Origin of the sequence: Shewanella sp. CAL98-MNA-CIBAN-0140, from assembly GCF_040309905.1 — a bacterium.
GTDB lineage: Bacteria > Pseudomonadota > Gammaproteobacteria > Enterobacterales > Shewanellaceae > Shewanella > Shewanella psychromarinicola.
This window is the reverse complement of sequence record NZ_JBEOPI010000007.1, coordinates 33,914-51,937: the sequence shown is the minus strand read 5'-3', so window position 1 is coordinate 51,937 and position 18,024 is coordinate 33,914. Positions and strand designations below refer to the sequence as shown.

The following is an 18,024-nucleotide window of genomic DNA, read 5'->3' as shown; positions in this document are numbered from 1 at the left end:
TGATTATGTTTGATTATGAAGTATTAAGATTTGTCTGGTGGGCACTAATTGGCGTGCTACTTGTTGGTTTTGCTGTCACCGATGGATTTGACATGGGCGTGGGCATGTTATTACCGATTATTGGTAAAGACGATACCGATCGCCGTCTTATGATTAACACCATCGCGCCACATTGGGACGGTAACCAAGTATGGTTAGTAACCGCGGCTGGTGCCTTGTTTGCTGCTTGGCCTATGGTTTACGCAGTATCGTTTTCGGGCTTTTATGTGGCAATGATGCTAGTGCTTTTTGCATTATTTTTGCGCCCAGTCGGCTTTGATTATCGCTCTAAAATTGAAGACCCAAGATGGCGCAAGTCTTGGGACAGGGCATTATTTGTCGGCAGTTTTGTGCCACCGTTAATCATTGGCGTGGCATTTGGTAACTTGCTTCAAGGTGTGCCATTTAACTTTGATGAATATTTACGTGCCACTTACCATGGCGGACTACTGGGCTTATTAAATCCGTTTGGTTTATTAGCCGGTCTTATCAGTGTATCGATGTTTGTGATGCAAGGGGCTTCATGGTTACAAATGAAGACTGAAGGCGAATTAAGAGTCCGCAGTGTTAAGGTATCGCAAGTTTTTGGTGGTCTATTATTCGTCCTATTTGCTGCCGCAGGCGTTTGGTTAATTAACGGTATTGATGGATATGTGGTTACCTCAACACTTGACCTTGCTGGTCCGTCCAACCCTGCCACCAAAACGGTTGCGATTGAAGCGGGTGCTTGGTTAACTAACTATGATAAATATCCTCTTACGATGTTGTTTCCGGTATTAGGCTTGCTAATGCCAATATTAGTGATTTTAGCCAGTCACTTCAATCGCAGTGGATTTGCGTTCTTGTTTAGTTCGCTTGCTGTGGCTTGTGTGATTTTTACTTGTGGTGCTGCGATGTTCCCATTTGTTATGCCTTCATCATTAGAGCCTAATGTCAGCTTAACCATGTGGGATGCTACCGCCAGTCAAATGTCACTTAAAGTGATGACAGTTGCCGCTATTATCTTCGTACCGACAGTATTAAGTTATACTATTTGGACTTATTACAAGATGTTCGGCCGCTTAAATCGTGAGTTTATTGAAAACAATAAAAACTCACTTTACTAAATTAAGGAGCAACGTCTATGTGGTATTTTGCGTGGATTTTAGGGGTGTTGTTAGCGTGTGCATTCGGTATTATCAATGCGTTATGGCTTGAAAATACTGAAAATATGGATCGTAATAACGAACTCTAAAGTTATATCGTTCGATAAAAAAACCGCTTTAGTTATAAAGCGGTTTTTTATTGGGCGTAAAACTAAAACTAAAACTAAAACTCAACGTAGATAGACTGTTGATGGGCCACTATGGTTAACACATGCCTAGGCTTTACCATGAGATAGCCAGAGTCATTCCTGTTATCAATGACAGTTTGGTCGTCAATAATGTGTCTATAGCAAGTCAGTTAAGCGATGATAGCGGGGGAAAGGGCTGGAGAATAAACGGGATGAGAGACAAATAAACGGCGTTGAATGACTCAGAGTTCAAGTCTGTAATCTCATACTTGAACTCTGAGCATATAACATGACGATTTTATGCGTCAGTAGCGCACCTATAGCAAGTCAATATGTGCAAATGGCGGTATTTTATTAATTTACGATCCCTAACTGAGATTAAATACAGCTATCTGTTGTTTGATACTGACCGCAAGCGCGGTTAATTGCTCTGCATCACTCACCGCTTTTGTGGCTCGTTCATCACTATTTTGTGCCAGCGTAGCGATGGTATGTAAGTTGTGAGACACCTCATCTGCCACTGTGCTTTGCTGTTTGGTGGCACTGGCTATACTGGATGAAAATATCGCCATTTCGCCGATATTCTGATTAATCTGACTGAGTTGGTTATTAACAGTATTAGCTTGTTCAGCTGAAGATGATCCCAATTGCTGGCATTGGTTCATTTGTGTGGCGGTGTATTTTACTTGCTGTTGTAATGTGCTAATAGTCGAGCTTATTTCACTAATTGAACGTTGCGTTCTTTGTGCCAGTGAGCGTACTTCATCAGCAACAACCGCAAAACCACGGCCTTGTTCACCCGCTCTGGCGGCTTCAATCGCGGCATTCAAGGCGAGTAAGTTGGTTTGTTCTGCAATACCATTAATGACCTCTGTCACTTGACTAATGGCTTGGCTCTCATTGCTGACACTTTCAATATTTTTTTGACTTTGAATGAGTTGCTCACTCAAGGATTGAAGCGCGGTAACCTCTTGGGTTAACTGAGCATGTCCTTGAGCGGATGCGCTATCAATTTCTTGCGCTTGTTGGGCTCCTTGACTGGCATTTTGTGCCACATCTTTAATCGAAGAAGACATCTCTTCGATAGCGGTCGCAATTTGCTCTGTTTGGTTTAACAGTGCCTTTGCCTCATTACCATTCAATTTTGACGTTTCTTGACTAAGGTTTGCTTGGGTTTCTAAGCTGATGACAGACTGTTTTAATAACTCAATTAATTCAGCTAAATTAGCCGCCATTTGGGTGACACTTATAGTGATTTGGTCAACTTCATTGCGACTGTCTTCGGGGCATTGGACAAAACTTTGCGAAAGATCGCCTTGGCCTAATTTAGCGATTTGGCCCTGTAGGAGCTTTAATGGCTTCATGGCACGATTAATCACAGTAAACAATAAAATGGAAATAAACACTATCCCAAGTAACGCCAATATTGCGTTGGTTTTTAACATTGCTACGCTTTCATTACTTAATTGTTTTTCGGGAACAAAACCGACCAAAGTCCAATTCCAACCGGGAATATTGACTGAATGAGAATACATCTGTTGATCAGACAATGAGGTGTAAACCCAGCTGCCTCTATCCGTAAGGGCCTTTTCAAGTGATAGACCATCAAACAATGCTTCATCGAAAGGCGCTTGGGTGTTTAATTCACGATGAGAGATCACGTAATTATCGGCATTACGGATAATGGCATAAGAACCTGATTCTTCAAGTGTCAGCTGTTTAAGCGAGCTTTGAATTTGTTCAACCGATTGGGTGATATCAAAACCGATAAAAAGGATAGCGTTGACTTTACCGCTGTCATCTTTTAACGGACGATAAATGGTCATGTAGTCTTTGCCAAAAAGCTTGGCATAACCTTCAAATTCTTCACCGTTAATCAACCCCTGATAACCTGGGTGATTGACACCCAAATAAGTGCCTAATGCACGGTTACCGTCTGTTTTTTTCAGCGATGTTGACACGCGAACAAAATCATCATTATCGCGAGCAAATATCGTGGCAACGCCGCCGGTAAGTTGTGAAAAGCGATCGACGTTATTGTTTGAATTATTAACTTGCTCATTATCATGGACCAGTACAGGAGTCTTAACCCCTAACACTTCAACGCTGCGATCTTCTATTGAGAATGTTCCTGGATATAAGGTGCGAAGAATATCGGCATTTCGTCTGGCTAAGGACTGCATACTGTTGTACTGCAGTTCAATTAAATGAGCATTACTCTGCATTTGCGACTTGATGGCTTGAATCGCTTTGTCATGTAATACAGTGGTTGCCGATAGATAGGAAAACCAAGACATGGCGCTAAAGATAATGATAGATAACAATATGACAAGAGAGGCTATCTGTTTTGATATAGGCCAGTTTTTATAATTCATATACTCTTTCTTATAATTATATTGGTGATTAATCTAGAATAGATATGATCCCTGCAACGTAATTTACATTGAAAGTGTACTGATTATCGAGTATTTAGCATAAAGTGTGACACGGATAGATATTAATATTTTATAAATAAACTTATTCCGTTACACGATTTTGATCTTGAAATTTAAGCTGTTTTTTGGGCTTCATTAATAAGGTATACATTACCGGTACCCAAATTAATGACAGCATGGTGGCCAATAATGTGCCGCCGGCAATCGCAATGGCAAACGGTGGCCAAAATCCACCACCGGCAATGATTAACGGTAAAAAACCGCCTATGGTGGTGATGGTCGTGGAGCCAATATGACGCCCACAAGTGCTCACGGTACTAATGATTAACGGTATGTGTCCATTTCGGGCTTGAGGAACATCTTCCAGTTCAGCCAAAATAACAATCGCCGCATTAATGGCTAAGCCCATTACCCCTAGTAACCCGATTATCACGGTAAAACCAAACGGATAACCAAATACATACACAGACAGTAAACCTAAACCGGCCGATTGAAATGCACTCAGTAGAATGATTGCCGTTAATCTAAACGAGTTAAACGACAACACGACAGTGGTGAGTAACAAGGTCACCACTACCACAATGTTGGATAATAAATTACCCACAGCTTCATTACGTTTGGCGCTTTCACCACCTATTTCAATATGATATCCCGTCGGAATGGTTAACTTATCGATAGCATCTTTGACGTCGGTTAATACCTGAGCTGGCAATACACCACTGGTGATATAAGCCTCGATGGTATTGACTCGTTCGCCGTTTCTGCGCGGTATTGCCCCCCGACTAACATTGATTTCGTTATAAGATAAAGCGGATAACGGTATACCTGAGCCAGAAGGGGAAACCAGATTTATTTCAGCTAAGCGAGTCGCTTGTTCGCGGCTGTTATCACCTAAACGAACGCGAATTGGCAGCGATTCCGTTTGTTCTAAAATACTGCCACCAATAATACCTGTGGTCGCCATTTGAATTTGATTGGCAATATCGGTCAGGCTTAACCCGCTCATTAAGCTGGCGTCTTCATTGACCTGTAACCACACTTTTGGCGCACCTGAACTGAGCGTTGCGCGGGTGTGAATGACATCGGGGGTCGCGGCGAAGATCCCGCGCACTTCTTCACCCAATATTTTTAAGGTATCAAGATTAGGGCCGTAAATACGCAGTTCAACAGGGGCGTTAAAGGGCGGGCCTTGTTCAAGTTTAAGGACTAATATTTGTGCTTGTGGAAATTGCGCATCTAACTCTTTTTGCAATTGTAAAATCAATCGATTTGCCGCGGCAAAATCGGTCACTTTAATCATTGCTTGGGCGTAATTGGTTGCCCCTTGTTGCCGCTGAGTTAAGTTGTAATAAAAAGAGGGTGTATTGCCGCCAACAACCCAAGTGGCCTCTATAATTTCTTCAATTTGTTGCAGTTTATGATCAATCTGTTTGACCTGTTCGAGGGTGTTCTCGATACTGACATGAGGCGCCAAATAGACTTCTATTTGAAACATATCGCGATCAGAGGGTGGGAAGAATTGTTCAGTCATTTTCCCTGCGGCAAAAAAGCCTGCCATAGGCAATATACCAATAACGATGGCGGTCAGTATTGGTCGAGTTAACGCAAACTGTAAACTGGCGATATACGCACGGCTTATCCGCGGAAACGCCATGCCTTGCTGATACCAAGCCGTTGGTTTTTCACTGCGACTGAATCGACCCGCAAGTCCTGCAATAATGGTATGAGAAATAATGTATGAACCCAGCAACGCAAACATCACTGAGATCGCAATACCACCCACAAACTCACCCGCAGCCCCTGGCATTAATACAATAGGTGCAAAGGCTAGCATGGTGGTAATGGTCGAACCCGCCAAGGGTAACCATAAATGGTGTAGCGTTTTAGACACAGCTTCAAGTTTACTCATACCTTGTTGACGACGTTGGGCTATCGCATCAACAATCACAATCGCATTATCGACCATAATGCCCAGCGCAACCACCAAACCGGTCACCGACATTTGGTGAATAGGCAGTCCGGTATATTTCATACAGGTGAGGGTAAAGAGTGCCGTTAGTGGCAGTGATATAGCCACAATCATCGCATTGCGAAGTCCTAATGTGAGCATCAATACTGCTAAAATAATCACAAACCCCTGTAACAGGTTAATCACCAAGCCGCCTAATCGGTCACTGGTATAGCTTTGTTGGTCAAATAACCATTGCACCTTAATATTAGCCGGCAAGTTAGTTGAAAACGCATCTATGGTCTTGCTCACGTGCTGTTGCCACACATCGACTCGATTATTATTCAACATGCGCGCAGACACTAATACGCCTTGTCGGCTGTCGATTAAAGCGATACTCGACGCGGGGGTTTTAGCTTGGCGAGTAATGTTGGCCACATCACCTAAGCGAATAATTTGACCGTAATCGTCTACTTTTAATGGCACTTGGCGGATACGGTTTTGTGAGTCTAATTCGCCAGAAACCTCAACTAAGGCTCTAAATTGACTATTGTTGATTTCACCGGCTGAAATTTTGCTATCGGCATTATTTAAAATTGCCGCAATTGCGGCAGGAGTAAGATGCAATTGACTGATTTTATTGCCATCTAACTCAACTAAAATTTCTTCTTCAGGTGCGCCATAAAGTTTGACAAAGTCAGTGCCGCTGAGCAGCCTTAACCGGCTTTGTAATTCTTTGGCGTAACGATTCAAAATATCGGCTCTTACCGGGCTGTCATCTGCCCAAACAAGCCCTAAAATAGCAGTGTTGGCATAACCGAGTTGATCATCTAACACACTATTTTGTGCCTCTACAGGCAGCAAGGATTTACTGTCGGCGATAAGATCCCGTGCTCGAGACCACACCGGATCGGTCTCGGTGACAGTGTCTTTTAATTCTAATTGAATCACCGAAATCCCAGGGCGAGAAGTCGACTGGACGAGCTTTAAATCTTCTAAACGGCGTAATTGATTTTCGATGACTTCGGTGACTAATGCTTCTACTCGTTCAGCGGACGCCCCTGGGTACTGAGTGATAACCGATGAAAAGCGATTGGTTATATGCGGATCTTCGGTGCGTGGCAAGCTTGAAATAGCACCTAACCCAGCCACAATTAATAACGCAATAAATAAGCTTGTTAGGCGGCCATTTTCTAAAAATGCTTTAATCATAACGCCCCCTCGTGCTCAGTTTGAGCAAGGGTGACTTTTTGGCTTACCACCAATTTATGCAATCCTTGCGACACAATCATATCTGTTGCTTGAATGGCGCCCTGAATATACGCTTGTTGTTCATTGGTATAGATAATGTCTACATCCCGGCGTTCAATTAGATAGTAATCTTGCTCTGCTTTGGCTAATAAAAATACGTTCCATAAGCCGCGCACGCCATCAGTTAATGCCGACATGGGCACCCAGTAACCGGGTTGTTGCACATCTTGTTGATAAGCGAGATAGGCTATTTCGCCATTGATCACTCTGGCTGAATCAGGCAAAAGGATCCGTAATTGAACCGTGCGGCTAATGGTATTGACTTCGGCACTGATCCCCGCAATTTCAGCGCTAAAGGTTTGTTTGCCTACACGGACATCCACCATTTGTTGGGTGGTTAATTGCTGAGCAATATCAATCGGCACACCAATATAAGCTAACGGCTGACTGTTACCGATTAAGGTAAAAACCGGACTGCCTAATGCAATAACTTCGCCGACATTATGAAAACGTTGACTGATTTTTCCACTGAACGGGGCAAGTAATGTTGATTTTTCAAGTTTCAACGTAGTGGCTCTTAAGCTTGCTTCTATACGTTTCTGGTTGGCTTGTAAGCTAATAACTTGTTGCTGGGTTTCATCGAGTTGCTGCTCAGAAACATAGTTTTGTAGCTTCAACTTTTGAGTGCGTACTAAGGTATTTTTGGCTAAATCTATATCCGCTTGGGTTTGTAATAAACTGGCTTGTAGCTGTTGTTTTTCTGCAATTAATAAATCGGTATCAAGCTGCGCTAATGTTTGGCCTTTTGTCACCGTATCGCCGCTGTCGACCAGGATATTATTGAGCTTACCCGCCAGCTCAAAACCAATCCCGGTGGTATTTGCCGAGCGAATGGTACCAGTATAGGTTTGCATGTGCTGATAATGGTCATTTAGCACTAAGGTCTGTGACAATACCGTTTGATACTCAATTGTTTGCGAATGTTCTTTTACCTCAGAGCCACAACCGCTTAACACTATTAAGCTTAAACCTAGCGCCCAGTATCGAATAAATGGGGTGAATGTCTTTGACGCGTACATAAGTTTATTCCTTGAAAAGCAACAGATTGTGTCAATGTTGATTTGTCTTCTGAGCAGAGGTTAATATCAATAAGTGAATGCATTAACAACAACCGCAAGATGTAATTTAAATGTTAACTAGACTCGGTAGTCTAATTTTATAAAACTAGACTGTCCAGTCTATTTTTGGTTACTATGACACTAAATAGTGAGCAGTACGCAGACACACGATATGGCTTAATGGCTAACTTACGGAAAAATCATGACAAAAGATCTTATATCGCTTAATAACGACGGACAGATTCATTTGAGCTGCAGTGAGCAAAAGCGGGCTCAGATACTCGAGTCTGCCATTACACTTTTTTGTCATCAGGGTTTTCCTCATACCAGCATGGATGAAGTGGCAAAGCATGCCGGAGTGTCAAAGCAAACCGTGTATTCTCACTTTGGTTGCAAAGATGATTTATTCGTTTCCGCGATTGAGTCTAAATGTGTTGTGCATCAACTCACTAACAATGCTTTAATTGATGCAAGCCAACCTCAACGAGTTATTTTGCTGTTTGCTCTGCAATTTGGTGAGATGATTGTCAGCAATGAAGCCATGACCGTATTTAAAACCTGCGTAGCTCAATCCGATACGCATCCTGAAGTGTCTAAACTATTTTATGACGCGGGCCCAAAGCATATATTAGGCTTGATCAGAAACTATTTAATAAAAGTCAATGAGCATGGGGTATATCTGTTTGAAAACCCCCATGAAAGCGCGGTAAGATTGTGTTTGATGTTATTTGGCGAATTAAAATTACGCTTGGAGTTAGGCCTAGAAATAGGCGACCTACTGCTCACCAGACAGCAGTACTTACACGACACAGCCGACATGTTTTTACGGGCTCATAAAGTCGGCTTAAAATAAACTCAACTCAAAATTGAACTTAATTGGCCAGATCACAGTATCAGTACAGCAACTAAGCCAAAGTAATATTGAGTTTATCTTATTATTTGAAGGGAAGCAGATTGATATGACACGTTATAACGCTAAGCTAGATGATGTTAAGGTAATCGGGTCTAAATCACTAAAATTATCATTATTATCAATAATGTGTGCATCTGGCCTGCTGTTAAGCCAGCAAGTGATTGCCGCACCAGATCGTTCACCGTTTTCATTCACCGTGGCTCGTACATCAACCGCCACCGCTAATGTTGGGGCCGATAATACCAACCCAAATGAATTACAACGAGATGCATGGAAAACCAGCTTTTCGGCAAGCATGCCACTCAATCGTCAGTGGTCTATCGGTGCCAACCTTGGCTACGATAACCTCGATTATGATTGGCGCATAAACCAAAATACCCCGCTACGCAGCAGTGCTCAACCTTGGTCGAGCATAAATCAGTACAGTGGCGGTTTATCATTATCTTATCGTCCTGATAATCATTGGATGTTTTTAGTCGCGCCTAAACTGCAATATGCTTATGCCGACACCGCCTCAGCGTCAAATGCGCAAAGTTACGGTGTGGTCGCATCGGGAATGTATCGTTTCGACTCCGGCAATATGCTCGGCCTTGGGGTTGCGTATTTAAATGATATTTCAGAAGTGCGTACCATTCCTTATTTAGCGGTTCGCTGGCAGATAAGCGATAAGTGGGTACTTGCTAACCCGTTCCAAGCCGGTTTTAGTGGCCCAGCAGGTTTGGAGTTAAGTTATCAATACAATCGTGATTTAAGTTTTGGTGTTGGCAGTTCACGTCGCACCGAGCGTTTTTTAATTGCCGATGATGATCAAACTATCGAAGTGACTGAGTGGGTCGGATTTTTGCGCACCGGATGGCAAGCTACCAACAATGTCAGCCTTAATGTTTATGCTGGTTATTATTTTGGTGGTGAAATGGAATTAAGCAATCCTGATCTTACTGACGATATAGAGAATCAAGCGGCATTCGGCTTAGTGTTCGGGGTTAAATTTTAATTCCAACCACACTCGCTAAAAGACAGATTAAATCTTCATTGTGGTGTTAAAAACCTCGCAAAGTCGGCTCAAACATAAAAACATAAAAACAAAAAATGCCGCTGATATTCGATATCAGCGGCATTTTTATTACTATTTCGTAGACGAATTTGGCTTAATGTCTGTCAATCAACAATCACTAGTTACCTATCATAACTAATAACGCTTAACGCTAAAGTCCGAAGTCTAAATCTTGGATCTTAAGCTTGAAGCTGAACCTTAAAAGTAAGTCACATTTTTCAAGCGTGTAGGGCGATTTTGTTGCGCGTACAATTGCCATACTTGTTTAAAATCCAGTTCGAGTTCAGTGACATAAAATTCACCTGCAGGGTAGGTCTTTACCACCTTTGCGCCGCGGATAATGCCGCTAACACTGGACTTAACCTTGTCATCAGTTAATAACCACTCACTAACGTTACTGCTAGCAGATATTTGTTGGCCATAAACTTGTTCCGCTAACTCACGGTAGGCGGCAATTTTTGATGCCTGCATCGCCATTAAAATACGGTGTGATGGCTCCTTGCTGGGCTGCGTTGCCAGTGGTGCATACCCAATAGCGGTTAAGGTTGGAAACGCAGCCGGCGCGGGGTTTTCCAACTGAACATTTTTACCATGGCTCATACAGCCCGTTAGCAGCAATAACATAACTAACATCATAGATTTCATTGCTTATCTCCTAATACGGTGTAACGACTGTCGCCTCGTTTTTGGTGGCGATACAGCAAACCATCGCGCGACTCGATTATTTCAGAAGGCTGCAAATAACCTGACAAGCTCGATGCCGTCACAAATGACTGCACCGCAGAAAGGACCCTATTATTGGTTATATTTACCACTCGGGCGTTAAATACAATCCCTTCAGGTGTTAGGGTCATGGTTGACACTAATACGTGTGACACGGGCAAATCTGTTCGCAATAGCTCCCAATTTCGGCTCAGCATAAACTCGCCTTGTTCGGTTGCGCGTAAATTAGTCGCCACGTTTAAATCGACTACATTAAATTCATGAGCGTGAAACGCTGTGAGTAATCCTTGCTGTAACTGTAATGCTAACTCATTGGTTACATTTAAATCGCTGGTCATTACCGGCGTGGTAATTAACAGTGGTTGATCAGGGCGTAATACGTCATTTTGTAACACTAATTCGTTGACGAGTTTTTCTGCCCATACATTCACCTGGCCTTTAGGTGATAATCCTGCGGCTTGAATATCATAAGTGAGCTTATCCCGATAAACCTCATCTTCATCGGCCACTTTGATATAGCTACCATTGTTACTAAAGGCAAGGTTACTGGCAGCATTAGGCGTTTGGGTGCATGCCGCTAACGACAACGACGCCAGCATGACTGTGGGGATAAAAAGCCTGTTAATCATAATAATTCCTCTAACAAATCATGCTGCAAGTCTTAATATAAATGAGTCATTTAATCGCCTTTGTCATCGATAACTAAGGTCAATTGTTTACTCTTTATTATTTGTACCCTTATATCGGCAAATGCGCTAAAAGCTTTACTGTAATTGAACAACATAGATAATACCCACCAAGATAGGTAGTCGGCATAATTCTTGCTTTAAATAAACATAGAGTAAGCTTAATTTACACAATTGTGCAAAATTGACGATTTTTTGACATTAGGACATTGTATGTTGATCCGACACCGCCCTGTTAACCGAACTAAAAGCTTCAGCCATCTTGCTGCAATAGCCATGCTATGGGTGAGTGCCTTGTGTGTTTCTCCGTCGGTATTGGCAGAGCAAATGGAAGTTACCGGCAAGGCTAAAATCGTTAATGGCGATATTGATAAAGCTCGCGAAGAGGCCATCAGTCAGGCATTAAACTATGCCAGTTTAAAAGCCGGGGTTAACTTTTCCAGCGAACAACAAATCAATCAAGGGCGACTCACTCAAGATAGCTTTCAAATTCAGCGTATGGGATCGGCTAATAACGTTGAATTAATGAGTGAAATGATCAGTGAACACATGATTACAGTGGTTTTACAGCTTGATCTCAGTGAACAAGCATTCGATGGGCAATGTAAAAGCCAATCCCTCAAAGCCGCCATTATGTTGCCGCAATCCTATTTACAAGAGCGTGAACAGCTACGTTATGGGCAATTAGCACACTTTGAACAACGGATCACCGAACAATTAGGCAAGGTTATCAACGCGCAATCGCGATACAGTTTTGTACGATTACATGCCGATGAAAAAATTGATAACACCAATCAGTTGGTTAACTTTAAAGGTTATCGCATACCCAGTTGGTTAGGCGAAATCACCGACAGCCAATATGTGCTGCAACCCGAAATTATTGATATCTCCACCGAGCCTGTGCAAAGCAGTTATATGGGGTTGATCGATGATGATCCGCAAAGGCAATTTATTTTTAAATTAACCCTTTACCATGGCATCAGTGGTGAAAAGGTATGGACAGAATCTTTCGCAACATCAGCACCTTGGGAATTTGAAAGACAAGAAACGGTATCACCTGCTAACCAACGTTTTTGGCGTTCATCTTATGGTCAGGCTATCAGTGATATTTTTCAACAAAGCGTGATATCACTGGATAAACAACTAAACTGTCGGCCATTATTAGGCCAAATTGTCGCCAGGCAAGGGGACCGCATTATCATTAATTTAGGTCGAAAAAACGGCGTTAAAATGGGTGATAAATTCCAAATCGTACTGCAAAAAAATATCCCAGATAGATTTAATTCCATGCGCGCCATCGCCACTAAAAGTCGTGCCAATGTCGTCATCGAGCAAGTCACCGAAGACAGTGCAACGGCAATGCTTGAGGGCATAGACAGTGCAGATAACATTCAACTGAATGACATTGCGATTAAGAATTAGGCCATTAAGCATTAAAGTCTAAGAGAAGTGACTTTTAATAAAGAGACTTTTAATAAATCGATAGTTAAGACATAGCTTGTTAATAAATAGCTCGTTAATAAATAGATGTTTGATAAATAGATGCTGAATAAATAGACCAGAACAAAAGGGATGGTTAAGAATTAGTTGGTTATTAATCAAGCAATTAAATTTAAAAGGTTTAATTCGACTCTAAACTCAGTATAATCACTGAGTCTCTCTATAGCTCAACAGGATAGAGCAGCCGCCTCCTAAGCGGCCGATCGGGGTTCGAGTCCCTGTGGGGAGACCATATAAGGCTTTCCACTCTTGTTTATCAGTAGTTTACTGAATATGAAAATACTATACCGCCATAGGAACACCCTTTTTTAGAATTTTATTTTTAGCTTTTTATAAAAACTCCTTTTCAACTGTTTGATTCAAATCATAGATATTAACGTCCATTCTTCATAGTTTATGAGTATGTATATTAAGAAATGATATATATGAGTGATATCTTCGAATCTTTTGTAAATACCGATGATGTTGTATTGCTTCTTTCTTATACTTCACAGCAACGGCCTATTGATTAAAACAATTCAAGATTATTGACTCTGTAGATTGAACAGTGTAGGTACCGTTTTAGGCGATAGATGATAGTTATCGATATGGTGCTGTAGGTTACTTTGTCCATCCTTGTTCGTTAGCGCATATACGTCGAGTAGCTTGATGTTTAAAGACTGACATGCATTTGCAAGCGCAAGGTTATAGTAAGCAACGATATCTTTGAACCGTTGTTGCTCAGACGGCGGTAATATCTCAATGCTTTGAGGGTGTGGAGCTGGTACGCCGTAGAGAATAATTTCAATGTCAAAAGAGTCTGCAAGATTTTTTAGTGCATTCACATATTTTGACAGCATATCATCAATCACGTCCTTGTAATCTCGTTTTGATTTCAAACTATAGCTGTAAATTCCTTCGTCCGGTCGGCAATCAATTTCCCCAAATGCAACCACCACTTTGGAACCTGGAGCAAGGTCTTGTAGTAATGATACAAGACTCACTTGGTATTTATTTTCTTCCTCGGTAACAAAGTGAATAACCTTAGCGCCCATTATGAAAAGAGAATTGACTTCATAGTTTTGGTCTTTGTATTGAATTGATGTTCGGTTGGGCGCGAATCCATGACTTTCAGAGATGAAGTACATTTTTGTGGCGTCGTTAACAAGGTTATAACAATCTTTATATTCGCCGCTCTCATACAGTGCTATAAGATTTTTAATGTAATGGTGAAATACACTGAATTTTTTCAAGTATTTTGGCTGTGAGGGAAACTGATGAATGATTTCGCTCAGCTGTAATGTGTGCTTGGCTTCATCTAAACGGTTAAATAGAAAATAGATGATGGCCTTGCCGATGAGCAAAGTGCAGAGTTGTTGCTCTGAAAGTTGCTGGCTTTGTATGCCAAGATCGGCAACTTCAAGTGCATCTTGGTAGCGGTGTTGACTGAGATGTAAGCTGAATAATTGCCAATAGGCGTCGAGGTGTGTTCTTCCTTTCTTGTGCTTATTCTCTACTTCAAGTGCTTTAACTAGCGCCTTAGCGGCATTGTCAAACTGACCTTGATCATAGTAGATGACACCTAAATGAAGGTAGAAGTCAGAATTTGTGGCATCTTGCAGGATGGCTTTCTTGCAAAAGTTTTCTGCTAATGAGTAGTTGCGCTGGTTGTGCAGACAGATAGCAAGATTGTAGTTAGGTTCAGGTAAAAGTGGTTCAAGATTAAGTGCTTTTTCGAAACACCGACTCGCTTCAACAAAACTCTCTTGGTCTAGATAAACATTGCCTAAGTTACTATGGAATGATGAAAGCTGGCTGTTAATCGCAATGGCTTTTTGAAATTCTGCTATCGCAGGTGCAAATTGTCCAAGTGCATAATAATTCAAGGCAGTTAAATGGATGGCATTAGCCAGTTTTGGTTTTTTCTCAATAATTTTTGTACACAAGGAGAGTGACTCAGCATACTCTTTTTGACGAAATAATGCCTCGGCTCTGGCCATATTACTCTTTATACTCATTTTGAGCTTCCCCAAGAAAGTTCTATTTTGTTCAAAATAACATATTAGATTAAGGACCGAAAAAAAATCTATTGAAATTAGCGTAATCCCCCTAATTTCTTAAGTTACATGATATTAAAGGTGCTCTCGTTTCTATTGATGCGATGGGTTGCTAAAAAGAAAGAAATAAAACAATCATTACTCAAAAATGCGCCTATTTTCTTGCTGTGAAAGGTAATCAAAAATCTTTCAATAAAGTGATAACGGAGATGTTTAAATATTTTTGAAGTACTGAGCCATCCAACCTAAAGATAGAGAATAATCGTGGGAGGATCGAAGCCAGAAGTAGTCAGGTTTTATTGGCTAACAACTCAACAAGGATTTTTCTGATTGGGCTAGATTAAAAACGATTGAGATAAGCATGAGTTATCGTCAAGAAAAAGGACAAGAAGCTAGCTTGGAATACCATTATAACATTAGTTCAGCAAAGCTGATTGAAGACAAGTTTCCCGAAGCCGTTCGTCAACATTGGGTTGTATAAAATAGCTTGCATTGGGTGCTAGATCTGACCATGAATGAAGACGCACTCTAAATTTACAAAGGTCATAGTGTAAAAAATATAGGAATACTACGTCAGATAGCACTTAATGTGCTCAGGAAATAACCTCTAAAAGGTCGCGTTGCATCTAAGGGAAGAAAAAGGACATGGATGAAAACATCCTACTTAAGAAAGTGTTAGAAACAGGCCGAACTGAAGTGGCTAAAAGTTAAATACTTATGCTAACACCCTGTTTATTAAAGTATTCTTTAAGGCTTCGCTTTTTCGATAGTTTGTATCCGATCATGGACATTGAGCTGCATTGTTAATCATTTTCTATTAAAACTAAAACATGACAACATTGCTCAATGGGCATGCCAAAAACGACAGCTTACAAGAGACGCTAAGTACACTCTAAGACATTAACATGTGTTAAATCTTATCCTATGACCTCATATAAAAAATTCATTGCCGTTCAATAAACTCATTAAACTTGGAGACGGTGTTAAGCCAGGGCGAGATCGCGAACGTTTTTTGAACAGAATTAGTTTGTTTAATGAATTATTATGGTTCATAAAGTCTTCATAGCTTGGATGATTTTTTGTTTTTTGTTTGCAGGTTAAACGTAGCGTTCAAAAAACAAGCACTCATGCGGTTACCCTGGGTGTTAAGCACGTTATCGTTAGTTCATCCCACACATTACACCAATAACGACTCCCATTACTGATAACAATGGCCCGAATAACAACATGCTGGTTAAAAGTTGTTTATATACTTCCCTGAACAGTAAATTAGCTTAAGGTAATGATAAAAAGTAAAAATATAATTTTGATTTGGGCTTGAATACCAGTGCTAAAATAAAAATACACCGAAATTAATAAAGCTATTATTAAGTGAAGGGCTAAAATCATATTGGTGTTAAAAAGAGTCTAGGTTTGCTCGTTATCATAACTATAAAGGAGTTAATTTATGTCTGGATGGTATGAGTTAAGCAAAAGCAGCAATGATCAATTTAAGTTTGTTCTGAAGGCTGGAAATGTAGAGGTCTTCTTACTAGTGAGCTATACAGTGCAAAAAGTGGTGCAAGCAATGGTATCGGGTCAGTTCAAAATAATTCCCAAGATGAATCAAAATTTTCCAAAGTAACCGCTAAAAATGCTAAGCCCTATTTCCATCTCAAAGCGGCTAATCATCAAATCATTGGCACTAGCAAAATGTATTCGGATATCACTGCTAGTGATAATGGCATAGGTTCTGTAATGGAACATGGTGACACTCCAACAATCAAAGACTTAAGTTAAAACTGCTCGTGCTTTCTACTGGCTCTCGACTCTCATCTGCCGAGCGCTGCTCTATTCTGTCAATCTTAGACACTTGCGCATCAGTCCCTAACAAATGCGCCGTAGTCATCCCCAACGCAGCTCTAACATGTTCAATATCTAAGAGGGCATAGGTGTTTGTTTGCTGTGATACTGACTCTTGCTTAAATCTCTGTCTATCGACAGGTGATTATGACCTCACGATTTGCTGGTGATTGACATCATGAAGTATTGTATTACCGCCATGCATAACACACTAGCTTGCTATGGTGCACCGTAATCATCAATGGTGACTACAATCCTGACACTGGCGGCTTAAAAAGATTTTTCAGTGCCGCGCTGTATAACAACAGCGCGCTGCGCGTTTGGTGATGCAATGCCACCGCGGCCTTTATCCGCGTTATCGATTCCTTTTGCTATTGCTATTAGGTTAGCTGATTGGCTGTGCCGACTGGGAAATACATCGCGTTTACCTTTCGCCACGTGTTGGTTATGGCGGCTATGATCCTTGATTAATTTTTTGATTATCTTTTCGATTGGCATTTTTTTTGATTATCTTTTTTGATAATTTTTTTTGGTAAATTGGCAGATCATTTATCTCTGTTGCTATCGCAGTCTGATCCGCTTTAGCGCTATAATTGCGTTTCATTTTTAGTTGCTAGGAGCAATTGTTTGTCATATTCATATATTCCGTTTGATCTTTATAAGCGTAAGTGGATTTTTAACCATAAAGATTTGCCTGTGTCAGATGATGATAAGGCCTTGATTAAACCACTGACCGATAAAAGTGCCATGGAAGTGTGGGATAAGTGGATAAGCAATAAAAGCAGCCGTGCGGAACTATTCGAGAAAGGTGATTGGCCAGCAAAGCAAGATGCTTGGACTGCAACGGATCATTGGCAATCGGCGTGGGACTCTGATGATATTGCGATGCCTGAAGCGATTACTAAACATATTCAATGGCCTGATGATACGGTTGTATATTTTTGCTATGAAAAGTACCAAATCATTGAAACGCGCTGGTGTGTGTTCGTGCGCAATTGGAAGAGTTTTTTATTTTTTGATGATGGTCCTATTTTAATGGCGCCAAAGCACAAGCAAGCGTTGATGTTTCAACAAAATGGCCAATATAAGTTAGGCGTTCGTGGTTAGTTTATGAGTCGTTAATCTAAGCGTACTTAAGCTAATAATTGAGCTAATAATTGAGCAAATTAATGGGATGAATGGCTGATATTGCAGTCGTTCATGTTG

14 protein-coding genes and 1 tRNA gene are annotated in these 18,024 nt (G+C 41.1%); 8 read left to right on the top strand and 7 right to left on the bottom strand.

The features are described 5' to 3' along the window. Nucleotides 1-5: 5 nt before the first annotated feature. Together cydB and cydX are read left to right on the top strand one after the other, a co-directional pair. Nucleotides 6-1,145, top strand: a complete 1,140-nt coding sequence (cydB, locus tag AAEY93_RS05365) for a cytochrome d ubiquinol oxidase subunit II (protein WP_124011971.1) — start codon at nt 6-8, stop codon at nt 1,143-1,145. A gap of 17 nt (nt 1,146-1,162) precedes the next feature. Next, complete coding sequence (gene cydX / locus AAEY93_RS05360; RefSeq protein ID WP_101032376.1) at nt 1,163-1,273, top strand: cytochrome bd-I oxidase subunit CydX; 111 nt, start codon at nt 1,163-1,165, stop codon at nt 1,271-1,273. A 407-nt stretch (nt 1,274-1,680) separates the two neighbouring features. Here cydX and AAEY93_RS05355 read toward each other — a convergent pair whose 3' ends face one another. From AAEY93_RS05355 to AAEY93_RS05345, 3 genes are all read right to left on the bottom strand, one after another. Then, nucleotides 1,681-3,687 carry a methyl-accepting chemotaxis protein gene (locus AAEY93_RS05355; RefSeq protein ID WP_351075319.1) on the bottom strand — a complete coding sequence of 669 codons (2,007 nt, stop codon included), beginning with the start codon at nt 3,685-3,687 and terminating at the stop codon, nt 1,681-1,683. Nucleotides 3,688-3,829: 142 nt separating this feature from the next. After that, nucleotides 3,830-6,907 (bottom strand): efflux RND transporter permease subunit, encoded by a 3,078-nt coding sequence (locus tag AAEY93_RS05350; protein ID WP_351075317.1) that lies wholly within the window; start codon nt 6,905-6,907, stop codon nt 3,830-3,832. Further along, nucleotides 6,904-8,025 carry an efflux RND transporter periplasmic adaptor subunit gene (locus AAEY93_RS05345; RefSeq protein WP_351075315.1) on the bottom strand — a complete coding sequence of 374 codons (1,122 nt, stop codon included), beginning with the start codon at nt 8,023-8,025 and terminating at the stop codon, nt 6,904-6,906. The genes AAEY93_RS05350 and AAEY93_RS05345 overlap by 4 nt, the downstream gene beginning before the upstream one ends. Before the next feature lie 241 nt (nt 8,026-8,266). Here AAEY93_RS05345 and AAEY93_RS05340 point away from each other — a divergent pair, with 241 nt between their 5' ends. Together AAEY93_RS05340 and AAEY93_RS05335 are read left to right on the top strand one after the other, a co-directional pair. Further along, nucleotides 8,267-8,917: a TetR/AcrR family transcriptional regulator gene (locus tag AAEY93_RS05340; protein ID WP_101032372.1), complete on the top strand. Its 651-nt coding sequence runs from the start codon at nt 8,267-8,269 to the stop codon at nt 8,915-8,917. A 106-nt stretch (nt 8,918-9,023) separates the two neighbouring features. Then, nucleotides 9,024-9,971 (top strand): autotransporter outer membrane beta-barrel domain-containing protein, encoded by a 948-nt coding sequence (locus AAEY93_RS05335; RefSeq protein WP_502959549.1) that lies wholly within the window; start codon nt 9,024-9,026, stop codon nt 9,969-9,971. Nucleotides 9,972-10,229: 258 nt separating this feature from the next. On the opposite strand, the gene AAEY93_RS05330 is transcribed toward AAEY93_RS05335, so the two are convergent. Further along, a complete protein-coding gene (locus AAEY93_RS05330; protein ID WP_124011966.1) occupies nt 10,230-10,676 on the bottom strand; it encodes an LPP20 family lipoprotein in 447 nt (148 codons plus the stop codon). Then, entirely contained in the window at nt 10,673-11,383 is a 711-nt protein-coding gene (locus AAEY93_RS05325) for a FlgO family outer membrane protein (RefSeq protein ID WP_351075312.1), read from the bottom strand. Before AAEY93_RS05325 ends, AAEY93_RS05330 begins: the two co-directional genes overlap by 4 nt. A 270-nt stretch (nt 11,384-11,653) precedes the next feature. Between AAEY93_RS05325 and AAEY93_RS05320 the strand changes: the two genes are divergently transcribed. Further along, nucleotides 11,654-12,862 (top strand): flagellar assembly protein FlgT, encoded by a 1,209-nt coding sequence (locus AAEY93_RS05320; RefSeq protein ID WP_351075310.1) that lies wholly within the window; start codon nt 11,654-11,656, stop codon nt 12,860-12,862. A 234-nt stretch (nt 12,863-13,096) separates the two neighbouring features. After that, a tRNA-Arg gene (locus AAEY93_RS05315) sits at nt 13,097-13,172 on the top strand. 292 nt (nt 13,173-13,464) lie between these two features. On the opposite strand, the gene AAEY93_RS05310 is transcribed toward AAEY93_RS05315, so the two are convergent. Beyond that, nucleotides 13,465-14,919 carry a tetratricopeptide repeat protein gene (locus AAEY93_RS05310; RefSeq protein WP_351075308.1) on the bottom strand — a complete coding sequence of 485 codons (1,455 nt, stop codon included), beginning with the start codon at nt 14,917-14,919 and terminating at the stop codon, nt 13,465-13,467. Between the two features lie 1,629 nt (nt 14,920-16,548). On the opposite strand from AAEY93_RS05310, the gene AAEY93_RS21275 reads away from it, so the two are divergent. Beyond that, nucleotides 16,549-16,755, top strand: coding sequence for a YegP family protein (locus AAEY93_RS21275; RefSeq protein WP_443729201.1), 207 nt, complete (start codon nt 16,549-16,551; stop codon nt 16,753-16,755). 333 nt (nt 16,756-17,088) lie between these two features. Here AAEY93_RS21275 and AAEY93_RS05300 read toward each other — a convergent pair whose 3' ends face one another. Then, nucleotides 17,089-17,316: a hypothetical protein gene (locus AAEY93_RS05300; protein ID WP_124011953.1), complete on the bottom strand. Its 228-nt coding sequence runs from the start codon at nt 17,314-17,316 to the stop codon at nt 17,089-17,091. A gap of 129 nt (nt 17,317-17,445) precedes the next feature. Here AAEY93_RS05300 and AAEY93_RS05295 point away from each other — a divergent pair, with 129 nt between their 5' ends. After that, nucleotides 17,446-17,925 (top strand): DUF2947 domain-containing protein, encoded by a 480-nt coding sequence (locus tag AAEY93_RS05295; RefSeq protein WP_124011952.1) that lies wholly within the window; start codon nt 17,446-17,448, stop codon nt 17,923-17,925. Nucleotides 17,926-18,024 lie beyond the last annotated feature (99 nt).